The sequence below is a fragment of the Burkholderia sp. ZZQ-2 genome (assembly GCF_050768715.1).
GTDB classification, from domain to species: domain Bacteria; phylum Pseudomonadota; class Gammaproteobacteria; order Burkholderiales; family Burkholderiaceae; genus Burkholderia; species Burkholderia cepacia.
Genome location: NZ_LDVA01000359.1, coordinates 1 through 17,479, shown reverse-complemented (window position 1 = coordinate 17,479; position 17,479 = coordinate 1). Strand labels below are relative to the sequence as shown.

18 protein-coding genes are annotated in these 17,479 nt (G+C 65.9%); 15 read left to right on the top strand and 3 right to left on the bottom strand.

What is annotated here, in order from left to right:
• The first annotated feature begins 45 nt into the window (after positions 1-45).
• The 15 genes from fabF to nagZ all read left to right on the top strand — a co-directional run bounded on the left by fabF (position 46) and on the right by nagZ (position 14,356).
• Positions 46-1,278, top strand: coding sequence for a beta-ketoacyl-ACP synthase II (gene fabF / locus ABY44_RS35140; RefSeq protein WP_021159697.1), 1,233 nt, complete (start codon positions 46-48; stop codon positions 1,276-1,278).
• A 12-nt stretch (positions 1,279-1,290) separates the two neighbouring features.
• Positions 1,291-1,755, top strand: a complete 465-nt coding sequence (locus ABY44_RS35135; protein WP_021159696.1) for a hypothetical protein — start codon at positions 1,291-1,293, stop codon at positions 1,753-1,755.
• A 91-nt stretch (positions 1,756-1,846) separates the two neighbouring features.
• A complete protein-coding gene (gene rpoE, locus ABY44_RS35130; protein WP_006490873.1) occupies positions 1,847-2,446 on the top strand; it encodes an RNA polymerase sigma factor RpoE in 600 nt (199 codons plus the stop codon).
• 86 nt (positions 2,447-2,532) lie between these two features.
• The gene (locus tag ABY44_RS35125) at positions 2,533-3,150 is read left to right on the top strand and encodes a sigma-E factor negative regulatory protein (RefSeq protein ID WP_027788009.1); all 618 of its coding nucleotides are present in this window, start codon (positions 2,533-2,535) and stop codon (positions 3,148-3,150) included.
• A 5-nt stretch (positions 3,151-3,155) separates the two neighbouring features.
• Entirely contained in the window at positions 3,156-4,208 is a 1,053-nt protein-coding gene (locus ABY44_RS35120) for a MucB/RseB C-terminal domain-containing protein (RefSeq protein ID WP_027788008.1), read from the top strand.
• A gap of 16 nt (positions 4,209-4,224) precedes the next feature.
• Positions 4,225-5,715 carry a DegQ family serine endoprotease gene (locus ABY44_RS35115; RefSeq protein ID WP_060173756.1) on the top strand — a complete coding sequence of 497 codons (1,491 nt, stop codon included), beginning with the start codon at positions 4,225-4,227 and terminating at the stop codon, positions 5,713-5,715.
• A gap of 7 nt (positions 5,716-5,722) precedes the next feature.
• Complete coding sequence (locus tag ABY44_RS35110; RefSeq protein ID WP_027788006.1) at positions 5,723-5,959, top strand: glutaredoxin family protein; 237 nt, start codon at positions 5,723-5,725, stop codon at positions 5,957-5,959.
• 199 nt (positions 5,960-6,158) lie between these two features.
• Positions 6,159-7,952: a translation elongation factor 4 gene (gene lepA / locus ABY44_RS35105; RefSeq protein WP_021159691.1), complete on the top strand. Its 1,794-nt coding sequence runs from the start codon at positions 6,159-6,161 to the stop codon at positions 7,950-7,952.
• Between the two features lie 16 nt (positions 7,953-7,968).
• A complete protein-coding gene (gene lepB / locus ABY44_RS35100; RefSeq protein ID WP_027788005.1) occupies positions 7,969-8,862 on the top strand; it encodes a signal peptidase I in 894 nt (297 codons plus the stop codon).
• A 153-nt stretch (positions 8,863-9,015) separates the two neighbouring features.
• Positions 9,016-10,254: a ribonuclease III gene (rnc, locus tag ABY44_RS35095; RefSeq protein WP_060173757.1), complete on the top strand. Its 1,239-nt coding sequence runs from the start codon at positions 9,016-9,018 to the stop codon at positions 10,252-10,254.
• Positions 10,255-10,314: 60 nt separating this feature from the next.
• Positions 10,315-11,214, top strand: a complete 900-nt coding sequence (gene era / locus ABY44_RS35090) for a GTPase Era (RefSeq protein ID WP_027788003.1) — start codon at positions 10,315-10,317, stop codon at positions 11,212-11,214.
• Positions 11,201-12,037, top strand: a complete 837-nt coding sequence (recO, locus tag ABY44_RS35085; protein ID WP_060173758.1) for a DNA repair protein RecO — start codon at positions 11,201-11,203, stop codon at positions 12,035-12,037. The genes era and recO overlap by 14 nt, the downstream gene beginning before the upstream one ends.
• Positions 12,034-12,810, top strand: a complete 777-nt coding sequence (gene pdxJ, locus ABY44_RS35080) for a pyridoxine 5'-phosphate synthase (RefSeq protein ID WP_021159686.1) — start codon at positions 12,034-12,036, stop codon at positions 12,808-12,810. Before recO ends, pdxJ begins: the two co-directional genes overlap by 4 nt.
• A gap of 72 nt (positions 12,811-12,882) precedes the next feature.
• A complete protein-coding gene (acpS, locus tag ABY44_RS35075; RefSeq protein ID WP_060173759.1) occupies positions 12,883-13,311 on the top strand; it encodes a holo-ACP synthase in 429 nt (142 codons plus the stop codon).
• 16 nt (positions 13,312-13,327) lie between these two features.
• Positions 13,328-14,356, top strand: a complete 1,029-nt coding sequence (nagZ, locus tag ABY44_RS35070; RefSeq protein ID WP_060173760.1) for a beta-N-acetylhexosaminidase — start codon at positions 13,328-13,330, stop codon at positions 14,354-14,356.
• 193 nt (positions 14,357-14,549) lie between these two features.
• Here nagZ and ABY44_RS35065 read toward each other — a convergent pair whose 3' ends face one another.
• The 3 genes from ABY44_RS35065 to earP form a co-directional block, all read right to left on the bottom strand.
• Positions 14,550-15,935 carry a sigma-54-dependent transcriptional regulator gene (locus ABY44_RS35065; protein ID WP_027788001.1) on the bottom strand — a complete coding sequence of 462 codons (1,386 nt, stop codon included), beginning with the start codon at positions 15,933-15,935 and terminating at the stop codon, positions 14,550-14,552.
• A 269-nt stretch (positions 15,936-16,204) separates the two neighbouring features.
• Positions 16,205-16,762, bottom strand: coding sequence for an elongation factor P (efp, locus tag ABY44_RS35060; RefSeq protein ID WP_011351421.1), 558 nt, complete (start codon positions 16,760-16,762; stop codon positions 16,205-16,207).
• Between the two features lie 128 nt (positions 16,763-16,890).
• On the bottom strand, positions 16,891-17,479 hold a 589-nt coding region (earP, locus tag ABY44_RS35055), incomplete at its 5' end, for an elongation factor P maturation arginine rhamnosyltransferase EarP (protein WP_431643515.1).

The following is a 17,479-nucleotide window of genomic DNA, read 5'->3' as shown; positions in this document are numbered from 1 at the left end:
CTGTGGCTTTTGTTTTTGTCATCCAATAATGGAAAAGAGGTTACCGTGAGCCGCCGTCGTGTTGTTGTTACAGGCCTGGGGCTGATTTCGCCTGTTGGCAATAATGTTGCCGACGGCTGGGCCAATCTCGTCGCCGGCAAGTCCGGCATTGCCACCGTCACGAAGTTCGACCCGTCGAACCTCGCCGTCCATTTCGCGGGCGAAGTGAAGGGGTTCAGCGCCGAGGAGTACATCCCGGCGAAGGAAGCCCGGAACATGGATACGTTCATCCATTACGGCATCGCCGCCGGCGTCCAGGCCATCAAGGACAGCGGGCTGGAAGTGAACGAAACCAATGCGGAACGCATCGGCGTGCTGGTCGGTTCCGGCATCGGCGGCCTGCCGATGATCGAAGATACGCACCAGACCTACGTCGATCGCGGCGCGCGCCGGATTTCGCCGTTCTTCGTGCCGGGTTCGATCATCAACATGATCTCGGGTCACCTGAGCATCATGTTCGGCCTGAAGGGCCCGAACCTCGCGGCCGTCACGGCCTGCACGACCGGCCTGCACAGCATCGGCCTCGCGGCGCGCCTGATCCAGGCCGGCGACGCCGACGTGATGGTCGCGGGCGGCGCCGAATCGACGGTGTCGCCGCTCGGCATCGGCGGTTTCGCGGCAGCGCGCGCGCTGTCGACCCGCAACGACGATCCGGCCACCGCGTCCCGACCGTGGGACAAGGACCGCGACGGCTTCGTGCTGGGCGAAGGTGCGGGCGTGATGGTGCTCGAGGAATACGAAGCGGCGAAGGCGCGCGGTGCGAAGATCTACGCGGAAGTCTCGGGCTTCGGCATGACGGGCGATGCGTACCACATGACCGCGCCGAACATGGACGGCCCGCGCCGCTGCATGGTCGCGGCGCTGCGCGACGCCGGCGTGAACGCGGACGAGGTCCAGTACCTGAACGCGCATGGCACGTCGACGCCGCTGGGCGACAAGAACGAGTCCGATGCGGTGAAGGCGGCTTTCGGCGAGCATGCGTACAAGATCGTCGTGAACTCGACGAAGTCGATGACGGGCCACCTGCTGGGCGGCGCGGGCGGCCTCGAGTCGGTGTTCACGGTGCTCGCGCTGCACAACAACGTGTCGCCGCCGACCATCAACATCTTCAACCAGGACCCCGAGTGCGATCTCGATTACTGCGCGAACACCGCGCGTGACATGAAGATCGACGTGGCCGTGAAGAACAACTTCGGCTTCGGCGGTACCAACGGCACGCTGGTGTTCAAGCGCGTCTGACGCCGCAGTCACTTGACGAGTCCATTCGATGCGCCGGCCGGGCGTCCGCAGCGCTTTGCGTTGCGGGCCTCGGCCGTGTCATATGTCGTGCTGGCCGCGTTCGTCGCGTCGGCTGCCGCGTCGGCCTACCTGTTCTGGGCGCCGCGCGCGGGCGCTGCTGCGGGCGCATGCGTGTCGGCCGTGACGGCCGCGCTGCTGGCCGTATGCGCCGCACGGGCCTGTGCCCGCCGGCTGCCGGCCGAGTTGCGGATCGACGCGTTCGGGGAAATTGCGGCGTTTGGCCGCACCGGGCGCCTGCTGGCCCGTGGCCGCGTGACGGGGCATGCGCACTGGAGCAGCCTGCTGCTGGTGCTGTCGGTCGGGCAGGGTGCCCGGCGGGCCCGGCCGCTGCTGATTCCGGCCGATGCGCTCGACGCCGCATCGTTCAGCGCGCTTTCCGTGCTGGCGAAGACGGCGGGCGCGGCGGGTCGGGCATGACGGCGGCGCGGTTACGTACCGTAACCAGCGTCCGGCGCGGGAACGTTACAATGACGCTCCGCGTTGCATCCCTAGTTAACGGATTTGTCAGGTGAGTGAAAAAGAAATCGATCAGGCTCTGGTCGAACGCGTACAGAAGGGCGACAAGGCGGCGTTCGAACTCCTGGTCTCCAAATACCACCGCAAGATCATTCGGCTGATCTCGCGCCTCGTGCGGGATCCCGCCGAGGTCGAGGATGTGGCCCAGGACGCGTTCATCAAGGCGTATCGTGCGCTGCCGCAATTCCGCGGCGAATCGGCGTTCTATACGTGGTTGTACCGAATTGCCGTCAACACGGCGAAGAACTACCTTGCGACGCAAGGCCGCCGGGCGCCGACCTCGACCGAGGCCGATGCGGAGGAAGCGGAAACTTTCTCCGACGCAGACCAACTAAGGGATATCAACACGCCTGAGTCGATGTTGATGAGCAAGCAGATTGCCGAGACGGTCAACGCTGCCATGGCTCTGCTGCCCGAGGAACTGCGCCAGGCAATTACGCTGCGCGAGATCGAGGGCCTGAGCTACGAAGAGATCGCGGAAATGATGGGCTGTCCGATCGGGACGGTCCGGTCGCGGATCTTCCGTGCACGCGAGGCAATCGCTGCCAAATTGCGTCCGCTGCTCGATACGCCCGAAGGCAAGCGCTGGTAAGCGCGACAGGCGGAGCGACGCGGGTCGGGGTCTAGTTACGGTTAGAGTCGTGAAGTCACGACGGGGTGTGCAAGATGGGGAGCATCATGGGGTCGGTCAATACGCAGTCGCAAGCGTGCTCGCGCGGCGAGCGCCTTTCCGCGCTGGTCGACGGCGAAATGTTCGATGGCCCGGACAACGGGCAGTTTCTGGCTGAGCTCAACCGCGCGGATCGCGCTGCGTGGGCCCATTACCACCTGATCGGCGATGCGCTGCGCTCGGACGAACTGGCGTTGTCGCCCGCGCTGAGCGTCGCGTTCACCGCGCGCATGTCGGCTGCGCTCGAAAGCGAGCCGCACCTGCTCGCGCCGGCGGCCGCGCCCGTCGCGCGCAAGCTGCTGTCGCTGCGCCGGCGCGTCGTGCCCGCGTTCGCGGTTGCCGCCGCGGCGGCCACGCTGACGTGGATCGTCGTCCCGCAAATGCAAACGGCCGGTGCCCCGGGCGCCGTCCAGGTCGCGTCGGCCGGTGCGCCGCAAGGCGGCAACCTGCAGCGCGTGACGGTTGCGCAGGCATCGGCCCAGCCGGGGCTGCAGGACGTCAACATCATCCGCGACGCCAGCCTCGACCAATACCTTGAAGCGCACCAGCAATTCGCGCAGCAGCCCGTCGTCACGGGTTCGATGCCGCTGATCCGCGCTGCCGTGACCACCACGCCAGGCCAATAAACCCGATGCGGACATTGCAGTTGAATCAAACCATCTCCGGATGGAAGCGGCTGCCGGCCCTCCTGCTTTGCGCAGCCGCCCTGTTGTCCGTTCAATCCCTTCCTGCCAGCGCCCAGCAACCGGACGATCCCGTCGCGACCCGCAAGGGTGCCGCGGACTGGCTCGACCGCGTCCAGCAAGCGGCGCAGCAGCAGAGCTACGAAGGCACGTTCGTCTATCAGCGCGGCGGGTATGTGCAGTCGTCGCGCATTGCGCACGTCGCGTCCCGCGACGGCGAGTTCGAACGCATCGAGACGCTCGACGGCAAGCCGCGCAAGCTGCTGCGCCACAACGACGAGCTGTACACATTCGTACCCGAGCGCAAGCTGTGCGTGGTCGAGCGCCGTCAGACGCGCGACTCGTTCCCCGCGCTGCTCGGCGCGAGCGGCGAGCACGTGATGTCCGTCTACGACGCGAAGTCGCTCGGCAAGGATCGTGTCGCGGGGATCGACGCGCAGGTCGTCGAGCTCGTGCCGAAGGATGCATACCGCTTCACGTACAAGCTGTGGGCCGATGCGCGCACAGGGCTGCTGCTGCGTTCGCAGACGCTCGATGCGAACGATCATGTGCTCGAGCAGATCGCGTTCTCGCAATTGCAGACGGGCGGCGCAAGCGGCGACAAGGCCGCGATCGCGGCCGGCATGCGCAACCTGAGCGGCTGGACGGTCGTACGTCCGCCGGTCGCGACGGTCGACATGGAGGCGCAGGGCTGGCAACTCGCACCGAGTGTCGCCGGTTTCCAGAAGATTCGCGAAGTGCGCCGGCCGATGGCCGCGCGCGACGCGGGTGAGCCACCGATTCCGGTCGATCAGGCCGTCTTCACCGACGGTCTCGCGACGATCTCGGTTTTCATCGAGCCGGCCGAAAAGAATACGCGCAAGGAAGGCGCGGGCAGCACCGGTGCAACGAACGTTCTCGTGAAGCGCCGCGGCGACTACTGGATCACCGTGCTCGGCGAAGTGCCGCCGGCTACGTTGCAGCAGTTCGCGTCTGCCATAGAATACAAGGCTTCCAAGTAACGCTACGGCTTCCGACATGATGAAACTCACGCTGCGCAAATGGCTCGCGGCGGCGGCGCTGTCTGCCTGCCTGCCGCTCGTGCCACATACCGCGGTCGCGGTGACGGCTCCCGCTGCCAGCCTGCCCGACTTCGCCGATCTGGTCGAAAAGGTCGGGCCGGCCGTCGTGAACATCCGGACCACCGCCAACGTGCCGACGAGCAGCGGCCCGCGCGGGATGCTCCCGCCGGGCTTCGACAACGGCGACATGTCGGAATTCTTCCGGCGCTTCTTCGGCATTCCGCTGCCGCAGGCGCCCGGCAATGGCGGCGGCAACCCGAAGAACGCGCCGGCGCCGGACAATCCGCCCGACACCGAACAGAATCGCGGCGTCGGTTCGGGTTTCATCGTGTCGGCCGACGGTTACGTGATGACCAATGCGCACGTCGTCGACGATGCGGACACCATCTACGTGACGCTGACCGACAAGCGCGAATTCAAGGCGAAGCTGATCGGCGTCGACGATCGCACGGACGTTGCGGTCGTCAAGATCCAGGCGTCGAACCTGCCGGTCGTCGCGATCGGCGATTCGAACAAGGTGCGTGTCGGCGAGTGGGTCGTCGCGATCGGTTCGCCGTTCGGCCTCGACAACACGGTGACGGCCGGCATCGTCAGCTCGAAGAGCCGCAACACGGGCGACTACCTGCCGTTCATCCAGACCGACGTCGCCGTGAACCCCGGCAACTCGGGCGGCCCGCTGATCAACATGCAGGGCGAGGTGATCGGCATCAACTCGCAGATCTACAGCCGTACCGGCGGCTTCATGGGCATCTCGTTCGCGATCCCGATCGACGAGGCGATGCGCGTGGCCGACCAGTTGAAGGCGACGGGCAAGGTCACGCGCGGCCGGATCGCGGTGGCGATCGGCGAAGTGACGAAGGACGTGGCCGACTCGATCGGGCTGCCGAAGGCGGAGGGCGCGCTCGTCAGCAGCGTCGAGCCGGGCGGTCCGGCCGACAAGGCGGGCATCCAGCCGGGCGACATTATCCTGAAGTTCAATGGCCGTTCGGTCGACACGGCGTCGGATCTGCCGCGCATGGTCGGCGACACGAAGCCGGGCACGAAGGCGACGGTCAGCGTGTGGCGCAAGGGTCAGGCACGTGATCTGCCGATCACGATCGCGGAAACCCCGGCCGAATCGACGGCGAAGGCCGAACAGCGCAAGAACGCGCCGCAGAAGCCGCGCCAGGCCAACTCGCTCGGTCTGACGGTCAGCGACCTGACGGCGGAGCAGATGAAGACGCTGAAGCTGAAGAACGGCGTGCAAATCGACGGCGTCGACGGCCCGGCCGCCCGTGCGGGCCTGCAGCGCGGCGACATCGTGCTGCGTGTCGGCGACACCGACATCACGAACGCGAAGCAGTTCGCCGAAGTGACCGCGCAGCTCGATCCGCAGAAGGCGGTCGCGGTACTCGTGCGGCGCGGCGACAACACGCAGTTCGTGCCCGTGCGGCCGCGCCAGAAATAACGCGCCGATGTTCACGCTCTACGGCCGCGGCTGGTGCCACCTGTGCGACGACATGCGCGACGCCCTGGCGCCGGTGGCGGCCGAATTCGGTGTTGCGGTCGATTACATCGACATCGATACCGATGCGGCACTCGTCGCCCGCTACGACGAGGACGTGCCCGTGCTGCTGCTGGACGGTGCGGAAGTGTGCCGCCACCGGTTCGACGCCGCGAAGGTGCACGACGCGCTCGCGGCCCGGCGCTGAAGCCGGGCTGCTGCCTTGCGGCGGCGCTTGGCACCGGGCTTTGCCCGGCGGGCGGCCCCGGCAGGGTGCCGCGCGGGCCGGCGTTGGAAATACCGCCCGGCGAAGGCCTTTTCGGCTAAAATAAGCCGTTTTTTCACCGACTTACACAAGGCGTGCTCAGCGGTCGTCGAGCGCGCCTTTTTCGCTTGATCGGCACTGAATGGATCATATTCGCAATTTCTCGATCATCGCGCACATCGACCATGGCAAGTCGACGCTCGCGGATCGCATCATCCAGGTATGCGGCGGCCTCGCCGACCGTGAAATGGAAGCGCAGGTGCTCGACTCGATGGATATCGAGCGCGAGCGCGGCATCACGATCAAGGCGCAGACAGCCGCGCTGTCCTATCGCGCGCGCGACGGCAAGGTCTACAACCTGAACCTGATCGACACGCCGGGGCACGTCGACTTCTCGTACGAAGTCAGCCGTTCGCTGTCCGCGTGCGAAGGCGCGCTGCTGGTCGTCGATGCGAGCCAGGGCGTCGAGGCGCAGACGGTCGCGAACTGCTATACGGCGATCGAGCTCGGCGTCGAGGTCGTTCCCGTGCTGAACAAGATCGACCTGCCGGCCGCGAACCCCGAGAACGCGATCGAGGAGATCGAGGACGTGATCGGCATCGACGCGACTGACGCGACGCGCTGCAGCGCGAAGACGGGCCTCGGCGTCGAGGACGTGCTCGAAGCGCTGATCGCGAAGGTGCCGCCGCCGAAGGGCGATCCGGCCGCGCCGCTGCAGGCGCTGATCATCGACTCGTGGTTCGACAACTACGTCGGCGTCGTGATGCTGGTGCGCATCGTCAACGGCACGCTGCGTCCGAAGGACAAGATCAAGATGATGGCGACCGGCGCGCAGTATCCGGTCGAGCACGTCGGCGTGTTCACGCCGAAATCGCGCAATCTCGAATCGCTGTCGGCCGGGCAGGTCGGCTTCATCATCGCCGGCATCAAGGAACTGACGGCCGCGAAGGTCGGCGATACCGTCACGCATGCGACCAAGGCTGCCGCCGAGCCGCTGCCGGGCTTCAAGGAAGTGAAGCCGCAGGTGTTCGCGGGGCTGTATCCGGTCGAGGCGAACCAGTACGACGCGCTGCGCGAATCGCTCGAGAAGCTGAAGCTGAACGACGCGTCGCTGCAGTACGAGCCGGAAGTGTCGCAGGCGCTCGGTTTCGGTTTCCGCTGCGGCTTCCTCGGGCTGCTGCACATGGAAATCGTGCAGGAGCGGCTCGAGCGCGAGTTCGACATGGATCTCATCACGACCGCACCGACGGTCGTCTACGAGGTCGTGCAGAGCGACGGCTCGACGATCATGGTCGAGAACCCGGCGAAGATGCCGGAGCCCGGCCGCATCGCCGAAGTCCGCGAGCCGATCGTCACCGTGAACCTGTACATGCCGCAGGACTACGTGGGCTCGGTGATCACGCTGTGCGAGCAGAAGCGCGGCTCGCAGATCAACATGCAGTATCACGGCCGCCAGGTACAGCTCACGTACGAGATCCCGATGGCCGAGATCGTGCTCGATTTCTTCGATCGCCTGAAGTCGGTGTCGCGCGGCTACGCGTCGATGGACTACGAGTTCAAGGAATACCGTTCGTCGGACGTCGTGAAGGTCGACATGCTGATCAACGGCGACAAGGTCGATGCGCTGTCGATCATCGTGCACCGCTCGCAGTCGCAATACCGCGGCCGCGAAGTGGCCGCGAAGATGCGCGAGATCATCCCGCGCCAGATGTACGACGTGGCGATCCAGGCCGCGATCGGCGCGCACATCGTTGCGCGCGAGAACATCAAGGCGCTGCGCAAGAACGTGCTTGCGAAGTGCTACGGCGGCGACATCACGCGAAAGAAGAAGCTGCTCGAAAAGCAGAAGGAAGGCAAGAAACGGATGAAGCAGGTGGGTTCGGTCGAGATCCCGCAGGAAGCGTTCCTTGCGATCTTGCGCGTCGAAGACAAATAACAGGACTGTTCCTTTTATGAATTTTGCGCTGATTCTTTTTGTGCTCGTCATCTTGACGGGCGTAGCGTGGGTGCTGGACAAACTGGTGTTCCTGCCGCAGCGACGCAAGGCGGCCGACTCGGCGATCGAGGAGTTCGATCGCCAGCAGTCGCGCATCGACAAGCGTTTCGCGGATGAAAACGCGGTGCAGACGCGTTCGAAGCTGCGCGACGAAAAGCTGCGTCAGCCGTGGTGGCTCGAGTACACCGCGAGCTTCTTCCCGGTGATCCTGGCGGTGTTCGTCGTGCGTTCGTTCGTCGTCGAGCCGTTCAAGATTCCGTCGGGCTCGATGGTGCCGACGCTGCTCGTCGGCGACTTCATCCTCGTCAACAAGTTCGAATACGGGCTGCGCCTGCCGGTGACGAACACGAAGATCACGCAGGGCAGCCCGCTGTCGCGCGGCGACGTCGTCGTGTTCCGCTATCCGAAGGACGAGTCGGTCGACTACATCAAGCGCGTGATCGGCCTGCCGGGCGACACCGTCGCATACCAGGACAAGCAGCTCACGATCAACGGCCAGCCGGTGCCCGAAACGCCGCTGCCCGATTTCTTCGACGACGAGCGCCAGAATTACGCGAAGCAGTTCGAGGAAACGATCGGCAACAAGAAGAACGCGATCCTCAACAACCCGGCCGTGCCGCCGTTCGTGATGGGCGCATACGACTATCCGTTTCGCGACAACTGCACGTACAACAGCCGCGGCGTGATCTGCAAGGTGCCGCCCGGTCACTACTTCATGATGGGCGACAACCGCGACAACAGTGCGGACAGCCGCTACTGGGGTTTCGTGCCGGACCAGAACATCGTCGGCCGCGCGTTCTTCATCTGGATGAACTTCAGCGACCTCAAGCGCATCGGTTCCTTCAACTGATCGCATCCGGGCCACTCGCAATACGCGACGCACGGGCCGCGTCGCGTATTGCCGAACTACTTTAAGAACCGGCGGTAACACCGCCTCGTCACGCCTTTTCGCGTCCGGCCGTGCCGTTTCGGCCCGACCGGCGCCCGCGTTATACTCCTGCACATGCCCCTATCCCAGTTGGAAAGCCGGCTGCGCTACGAATTTCGCAATGCGGAATTGTTGCGCCAGGCTTTGACCCATCGTAGTCACAGTGCCACGCACAACGAACGGCTCGAGTTTCTCGGCGATTCCGTTCTGAATTGCGCGGTGGCTGCCCTTTTGTTCCAGCGTTTCAGCAAGCTGGACGAAGGCGATCTGTCGCGCGTACGCGCCAACCTCGTCAAACAGCAGTCGCTGTACGAAATTGCTCAGGCCCTGAATATCTCGGACGGGCTGCGGCTCGGCGAGGGGGAGTTGCGCAGCGGCGGGTTCCGCCGCCCGTCGATCCTCGCGGACGCGTTCGAAGCCATCATCGGGGCAGTGTTCCTCGATGGCGGCTTCGAAGCCGCCCAAGGGGTCATCAAGCGCCTCTATATCCCGATTCTCGACCACATCGATCCGCGCACGCTCGGCAAGGACGCGAAGACGCTGCTGCAGGAATACCTGCAGGGGCACAAGATCGCGCTGCCGACCTACACGGTGGTCGCCACGCATGGTGCGGCGCACAATCAGCAATTCGAAGTCGAATGCACGGTGCCGAAGCTCGACGTGAAGGTGTCGGGCTCCGGGGCGAGCCGGCGCGCGGCCGAGCAGGCCGCTGCGAAGAAGGCGCTCGACGAGGTGATGGCGGCCGCGCCGATGCTGGCCGCCAAGCCGAAGCGCTCGAAAAACGCACGCGGGTCGAAGCATGTCGAACCCGAAATCGTACCGGGCGTGAAGGGCGTGCAGGAAGCGCTCGACCTGCGCTCGCCGGAGCGCAAGGAGCGCGCGGCGGCGCGCGAGGCGAGGGCGGCCGGTGCAGCGCCCGCGGCAACCGCGGCGGCCGGTAATGAGCCGGCCGCGGCGCCGATGGCCGCGATTCGCGCGGCGCATGTCGACGCATCTGCCGAGAAGGGTGAGCGGGCGGCGAAGCCGGCGGTCGACAAGGCTGCTGAAAAGCCGGCCGAGAGGCCGGCCGAGCGACCCGACAAGTCCGCGGAGAAGCCCGCTGAAGCCGTGCCCGCCGCACGCGCAGCCGACAAGCCGGCTGCGCAGGCCGCCGATCCGGCCCCCGCGTCTGCCGACAAGACTTCCGCCGGTACCGACTCCGCTTCGCGCACGGCTGCGCGCACGCGCGACACGGCGGCACCGGATTCCGAGACGCCGCCGGGCGGCGTGAGCCTCGCTGCCGCGCAGGCGCGCGTGGCCGATGCCGACCACTGAATTGCCCATCGATCGTGCCGCGCGCCGCGCGGCCGTTTCCGAACCTGTCTCCCAAACGATATGAACACTCCCGCTCCTACCGGTTTCCGTTGCGGCATGATCGCGATCGTGGGCCGCCCGAACGTCGGCAAGTCGACGTTGATGAACGCACTCGTCGGCCAGAAGATCAGCATCACGTCACGCAAGGCGCAGACGACCCGCCACCGCATCACCGGCATCAATACGTTCGACGACGCGCAATTCGTGTTCGTCGACACGCCGGGCTTCCAGACCCGCCACAGCACCGCGCTGAACCGTTCGCTGAACCGCGCGGTCACGTCGACGCTCACGTCGGTCGACGTGATCCTGTTCGTGATCGAGGCCGGCCGTTTCGGGCCCGACGACCAGAAGGTGCTCGACCTGATCCCGCCGGGCATGCCGACGCTGCTGATCGCGAACAAGATCGACCGCGTGACCGACAAGGCGTCGCTGTTCCCGTTCATGCAGCAGATGAGCACGCTGCGCGAATTCACCGAGCTCGTGCCGCTGTCGGCGCAGCGTCCGGAAGACATCAAGCGCCTGCTGGACACGATCAAGCCGTACCTGCCGGAAGGCGAGCCGATCTACGGCGAGGACGAGCTGACCGACCGCAGCTCGCGTTTCCTCGCCGCCGAAATCCTGCGCGAGAAGGTGTTCCGCTGGACCGGCGACGAATTGCCGTACACGAGCACCGTGCTGATCGACAAGTTCGAGGAGGAAGGGCGCCTGAAGCGCATCTTCGCGACGATCCTCGTCGAGCGCGATTCGCACAAGGCGATGGTGATCGGCAAGAAGGGCGAGAAGCTCAAGCAGATCAGCACCGAGGCGCGGATGGACATGGAGAAGCTGTTCGACGGCCCCGTGTATCTCGAGACCTTCGTGAAGGTGAAGAGCGGCTGGGCCGACAACGAGGCGGGGCTGCGTGCCTATGGGTACGAATGACGCGCTGACGTCGACCGAAGACGCGGTGACGGCCGGCGCGAACGACGCGCCGCTGCCGGCACCGCCCGAACCGCCGCGCAAGGCGCGGCGCGCGACGTCTCGCACGTCCGATTTCCGCGTCGCCGAGCAGCCGGCGTTCGTGCTGCACAGTTACCCGTATCGTGAAACGAGCCTGATCGTCGACGTGCTGACGCGCGATCACGGCAGGCTCGCGCTCGTCGCGAAGGGCGCGAAGCGCCCGCACTCCGCGCTGCGCGGTGTACTGCAGACTTTCCAGCCGCTGCTGCTGTCGTGGTCGGGCAAATCCGAGGTGCGCACGCTCACGGGTGCCGAGTGGGTCGGCGGGATGCTGCCGCTCGGCGGCGACGGGCTGCTGTGCGGCTTCTACGCGAACGAGCTGCTCGTGAAATTCTGCGCGCGCGAGGATCCCCAGCCGCCGCTCTTCAATCACTACGTGCTGACCCTCACGCGCCTCGCCCACGGCGAGCCCGCGGTGCAGGTACTGCGCTCGTTCGAGCGCGTACTGTTGCGCGAGACCGGCTACGCGATGGCGCTGAACCGCACGGTCGCGCGCCGCGCGGTCGAGCCTGACCGCCGCTACGTGTTCGATCCCGAGCGCGGCGTGCGCAACGCGGACGACGAAGTTCCGGCGCACTGGCCGGTCATTTCCGGGCAGACGTTGCTCGACATGGAGCAGGACGATTACCATCGAGCCCAGACGGTTGCGCAAAGCAAGACGCTGATGCGCTTCCTGCTGAACACCTATCTCGGCGGTACGCCGCTTGCCACGCGTCAGATCCTGATCGACCTGCAAAACCTATGAGCTTCTTCCTGACAACGCCCACCGCCATCGACCTCGGCGTGAACATCGACCACGTCGCGACGCTGCGCAATGCGCGCGGCACGACCTATCCCGATCCGATCCGCGCCGCGCTCGCCGCCGAGGAAGCCGGCGCCGACGCGATCACGCTGCATCTGCGCGAGGATCGTCGCCACATCGTCGATGCGGATGTGCGCAAGCTGCGCCCGCTGCTGAAGACGCGCATGAATCTCGAATGCGCGGTGACGGCCGAGATGCTCGATATCGCCTGCGAAGTGCGCCCGCACGACGCGTGCCTCGTGCCCGAAAAGCGCGAGGAACTGACGACCGAAGGCGGTCTCGATGTCGCCGGCCGCTTCGAGGCCGTGCGTGCGGCGTGCAAGCAGCTTGCCGACGTGGGCGTGCGCGTGTCGCTGTTCATCGACCCGGACGAGACGCAGATCCGTGCCGCGCACGAAGCAGGCGCGCCGGTGATCGAGCTGCATACGGGCCGTTATGCCGAAGCGCACGACGAAGCCGAGCAGCAGCGCGAATACGAGCGCATCGTCGCGGGCGTACAGGCCGGTGCGCAGCTTGGCCTGAAGGTCAATGCCGGTCACGGGCTGCACTACACGAACGTGCAGCAGATCGCCGCGATCGACGGCATCGTCGAGCTGAACATCGGCCATGCGATCGTCGCGCACGCGATTTTCGCGGGCTGGGACAATGCGGTGCGCGAAATGAAGGCGATCATGGTCGCCGCACGCGTTGCCGCGCTGCATGGCGGCGCGCGTTGAAGATGAAAGGCCGCTGCGCATCGCGCGTCATGCCTGACCCGGCTCAGCCGGGCCACACCGGCGCGTACTGACATGGCGATCTACGGTATCGGTACCGACATCGCACAGGTGAGCCGCGTCGCGGCCGTGCTCGAACGCACGGGCGGCCGGTTTGCCGAGAAGGTGCTGGGCCCCGACGAACTGCGCGTGTTCCATGCGCGCCGCGCCCGCTCCGAGGCGCGCGGCATCGCGTTCCTCGCGACGCGCTTTTCCGCGAAGGAAGCGTTCTCGAAGGCGATCGGGCTCGGCATGCACTGGCCGATGACGTGGCGTGCGCTGCAGACCCTCAATCACCCGAGCGGCGAGCCGTACGTGGTCGCGTCGGGCGAACTGGCCGACTGGCTTGCCGCCCGCGGCATCACGGCGCGTGTGACGGTCAGCGACGAGCGCGACTACGCGGTGTCGTTCGTGATCGCCGAGACGGACGCCGCGCCTGCCCCTGTTTCCCGAACTTCTCCCTGACGGAATTCCCGATTCGATGAAAACGACTCCCGGCCCGGTCATGCTCGACGTCGTCGGCACGGCCCTGTCGCGCGACGATGCGCGGCGCCTCGCGCATCCGAATACCGGCGGCGTGATCCTGTTCGCGCGGCACTTCCAGAACCGTGCGCAACTGACCGCGCTGACCGACTCGATCCGCGCGGTGCGCGAAGACATTCTGATCGCCGTCGATCACGAAGGCGGGCGCGTGCAGCGTTTCCGCACCGACGGCTTCACCGTGCTGCCCGCGATGCGGTGCCTCGGCGAGCTGTGGGATCGCGACGTGCTGCTCGCGACGAAGGTCGCGACGGCCGTCGGCTATATCCTGGCCGCGGAATTGCGCGCATGCGGGATCGACATGAGTTTCACCCCCGTGCTCGACCTCGATTACGGGCACTCGAAAGTGATCGGCGATCGCGCGTTCCATCGCGATGCGCGCGTCGTCACGCTGCTCGCGAAGAGCCTGAACCACGGGCTGTCGCTCGCCGGGATGGCGAACTGCGGCAAGCATTTCCCGGGGCACGGTTTCGCGGAGGCCGACTCGCACGTCGCGCTGCCGACCGACGACCGTACGCTCGATGCGATCCTCAAGCAGGACGTCGCGCCTTACGACTGGCTCGGCTTGTCGCTGTCCGCGGTGATTCCCGCGCACGTGATCTACACGCAGGTCGACAAGCGGCCGGCCGGTTTTTCGCGCGTGTGGCTGCAGGACATCCTGCGCGGGCGGCTCGGCTTCACCGGCGCGATCTTCAGCGACGACCTGTCGATGGAAGCCGCGCGCGAAGGCGGCACGCTCACGCAGGCGGCCGACGCCGCGCTCGCTGCCGGTTGCGACATGGTGCTCGTCTGCAACCAGCCGGACGCGGCCGAGGTCGTGCTGAACGGGTTGAAAGCGCGGGCAACGGACGAGTCGGTGCGACGCCTCAAGCGGATGCGCGCGCGCGGCAAGGCACCCAAGTGGGACAAGCTGATCGCGCAGCCCGAATACCTGCAGGCGCAGGCGCTGTTGAGCAGCGCACTGGCATGAACGGGGAGGGGATGGCGCGACGTGTGCCATTCCCCGGTCGCCGAAACAAAAAGCCGCGCAGTTGCGCGGCTTTTTCATGAGTTACTGCAGGTGCGAACCGGGTAGCGTCACGAGTCAAGCGGGCGGGGACGGTGATTCTCTTGGCGCAACTAACGGTCTGATTCCGCCAGTGCCTGCAAGCATCGACGCCCGCTCAGTTCACCTTCATCCGCTGCAGCTTGTTGTACAGCGTCTTCGGGCTGATGCCGAGCAGCGTGGCCGCGCGGTGGCGCGTACCGCCGACCGCATCGAGGGTCGCGCGGATCAGCAGATCCTCGACGTCGGACAACGGCGTGCCGACCTTGATCTGCACGCTGCTGCCGTTCAGCGCGGCGCCGGCCGAGAAACTCGGCTCGCCCGCGCGCAGCGTCTCGATGAAATCGCCCGATGCGTCGTACGCGAAGCGCACGCGTTCCTGCAGTTCGCGCACGTTGCCCGGCCATTCGTAGGACAGGCATTCGCGCACGAAGCCCGGTGCCGCGCGCTTGTCGGTCGTGCTGCGGCCGGTTGCGCGCGCTTCGCGGTTCAGCTCGTCGATCAGCGCGTCGCCGATCGCGAGTGCATCGCCGTCGCGCTCGCGCAGCGGCGGCATCGTGATCGACGCCGCGTCGAGGCGCAACCACAGATCCTCGCGCAGCGTACCGTTCGCGACCGCTTCGCGTGCCGGGCGGCGGGTGGTCGCGATCAGCCGGAAATCGCTCGTGATCGAACTCGTGCCGCCGATCCGCATGAAGTTCTGCGAATCGAGTGCATGCAGCAGCGCTTCCTGCAGCACGAGCGGCAGCGCAGTGATTTCGTCGAGGAACAGCGTGCCGCCGCCGGCCTGCTCGAACAGGCCCGATTCGCGGCGCTCGGCGCCGTCGAACGCGCCGCGCTCATGGCCGAACAGTACGCTGTCGAGCGATGCGCCGTGCCGACCGGCCTGCGCGATCGTCCTGCAGTCGAACGACACGAACGGCCCCTTGCGGCGCCGGCTCAGGTCGTGCAGCGTGCGCGCGGCCAGCTTCTTGCCGGTACCGGCTTCGCCGGAGAACAGGACGGCCGTTTCGGTGCGCGCGTTGTGCTCGATCATGTCGTACACGTGCTGCATCGCGTCGCTGCGGCCGACCAGCGCGCCGAAGCGGCCGAGATGGCGCAGCGATGCGCGCAACGACTGCACTTCGTCGATCAGTTCGTAAGGGCGGGGGATCCGCGCGAGCAGGCTGCGCAGGCGCGGAATGTTGATCGGCTTCAGCAGGTAGTCCCAGATGCCGTGACGCAGGCCCTCGATGGCGCTCTCGACCGTCGCATTGCCCGTCAGCACGATGACGGGCAGCGAGCCGTTCGGCTGTTGCTGCGGCAGGTGCTGGAGCAGGTCGAACCCGCTGCCGTCCGGCAGGTTCAGGTCGACGAGCACGACATCGGGAATCGAACGGCCGAGCGCCGTGCGCGCTTCGGCGAGCGACGTGGCCGTGTCGACCGAGAAGCCGTCCGCGGCGAGCAGCGCGGTGAGGCCGGACAGACTGTTGGGATCGTCTTCGACAATCAGGGCGTGTGGCATGGTGGACGCGAGTCGAGTCAAGAGAGGCGGGCTGTCGGTCATCGGGGCCGCAGCCGCATGTCAGATTAAAGACTGATTTTATGCCCCGCTGAACGCGTAACGAGCATTATTTCTCCGGCGCTATAAAACAGTTACCGATGATACAAATTGAATATCTTTACCGGTGGCTTTTGTGCTTTACATGAGCCTGGCCCGCGCTCGCTTGTTGGCGCCGGACAAACAAAAAGCGCCCCGAAGGGCGCTTTGTTCGATGCGGGCATCGCCGGCGATTACGCGCGGCTGCGGTATTCGTTCGTGCGCGTATCGATTTCGATCTTGTCGCCGGTGTTGCAGAACAGCGGCACTTGCAGTTCGAAGCCCGTTGCGAGCTTGGCGTTCTTCAGCACCTTGCCCGACGACGTGTCGCCCTTGACTGCCGGTTCCGTGTAGGTGATCTCGCGAACGAGAACCGTCGGCAGTTCGACCGAGATCGCCTTCTCGTTGTAGAACACGACTTCGCAAGCCATGCCGTCTTCGAGGTAGTTCAGCGCTTCGCCCATCATTTCGGCTTCGACTTCGAACTGGTTGTAGTCGGCGTCCATGAACACGTACATCGGGTCGGCGAAGTACGAGTACGTCACTTCCTTGCGGTCGAGCACGACGACGTCGAACTTGTCGTCAGCCTTGTACACCGCTTCCTGGCCTGCATTCGTCAGCAGGTTCTTCATCTTCATCTTGACGACGGCGGAGTTACGGCCCGACTTGTTGTATTCAGCCTTGGCGATGACCCATGCGTCGCTGCCGATCTGCACGACGTTGCCTACGCGGAGTTCCTGTGCGGTTTTCATAAAAAACTGTCCTGATCAAATCAAATAAATAGGTGCCTGAGCGTTGCACAACGGGTGAGGCGCCAAGCAGACGCGTTCCGGTGGGCGCCAAAAGCAAGCGCTTGCGCGGTCGGCCGTCGGATAACCGCTTATTTTAACTGAGATTTTGCGTATTCCGCCAGCTTTCCAGTGAGATCGCCGACGGCCGCGAGCGCATCGGCCCAGCGGGCCGCGTTGGCGTCCAGTGCGGCGCGGTGCTGCCAGAAATCCGCCCAGTCGGGCGTGCCGGCGCCGTTCCAGGCATGCCAGAACCGCTCGAGCGCCGCGCGCGGCGCGTCGGCGAGGCCGGCCGACAGGTGCGCGAGCGCGGCGTCGAGCTTCGGCAGGTGCACGTCGTCGGCCTGCGGATAGATGTGCCACACGAACGGCTTGCGTGCCCACTGCGCGCGGACGAACGAATCCTCGCCGCGCACGAAATTGATGTCGGCCACCCACAGCAATGGATCGTAGTCAGCCTGGGGGACGAACGCGAGCCCGTGAGCCGTCAGGTTGCCGCTGTGCGCATGCGTGCCCGCGTCGAACGACTCGACCCCGAAAAAACGCGCGACGGCAGGGGACACGCGGCCGGCCGGCACGAGCGCGACGACCGGCGACGGGCCGTCGCGCCACTGCGCGAGCAGCGCGTCGACGGCCGGATTCTCGTACGCGAACAGGCTGACGACCGTCGTGCCGGCGGCC

What these genes read in the sequence shown, in the direction of transcription:
- ABY44_RS35115 (WP_060173756.1), top strand. Translation starts at nt 4,225, where the DNA reads ATGATGAAACTCACGCTGCGCAAATGGCTCGCGGCGGCGGCGCTGTCT.
- lepB (WP_027788005.1), top strand. Translation starts at nt 7,969, where the DNA reads ATGAATTTTGCGCTGATTCTTTTTGTGCTCGTCATCTTGACGGGCGTA.
- era (WP_027788003.1), top strand. Translation starts at nt 10,315, where the DNA reads ATGAACACTCCCGCTCCTACCGGTTTCCGTTGCGGCATGATCGCGATC.
- ABY44_RS35125 (WP_027788009.1), top strand. Translation starts at nt 2,533, where the DNA reads ATGGGGTCGGTCAATACGCAGTCGCAAGCGTGCTCGCGCGGCGAGCGC.
- ABY44_RS35065 (WP_027788001.1), bottom strand. Translation starts at nt 15,935, where the DNA reads ATGCCACACGCCCTGATTGTCGAAGACGATCCCAACAGTCTGTCCGGC.
- acpS (WP_060173759.1), top strand. Translation starts at nt 12,883, where the DNA reads ATGGCGATCTACGGTATCGGTACCGACATCGCACAGGTGAGCCGCGTC.
- efp (WP_011351421.1), bottom strand. Translation starts at nt 16,762, where the DNA reads ATGAAAACCGCACAGGAACTCCGCGTAGGCAACGTCGTGCAGATCGGC.
- pdxJ (WP_021159686.1), top strand. Translation starts at nt 12,034, where the DNA reads ATGAGCTTCTTCCTGACAACGCCCACCGCCATCGACCTCGGCGTGAAC.
- ABY44_RS35120 (WP_027788008.1), top strand. Translation starts at nt 3,156, where the DNA reads ATGCGGACATTGCAGTTGAATCAAACCATCTCCGGATGGAAGCGGCTG.
- nagZ (WP_060173760.1), top strand. Translation starts at nt 13,328, where the DNA reads ATGAAAACGACTCCCGGCCCGGTCATGCTCGACGTCGTCGGCACGGCC.
- lepA (WP_021159691.1), top strand. Translation starts at nt 6,159, where the DNA reads ATGGATCATATTCGCAATTTCTCGATCATCGCGCACATCGACCATGGC.
- recO (WP_060173758.1), top strand. Translation starts at nt 11,201, where the DNA reads ATGGGTACGAATGACGCGCTGACGTCGACCGAAGACGCGGTGACGGCC.
- rnc (WP_060173757.1), top strand. Translation starts at nt 9,016, where the DNA reads ATGCCCCTATCCCAGTTGGAAAGCCGGCTGCGCTACGAATTTCGCAAT.
- ABY44_RS35110 (WP_027788006.1), top strand. Translation starts at nt 5,723, where the DNA reads ATGTTCACGCTCTACGGCCGCGGCTGGTGCCACCTGTGCGACGACATG.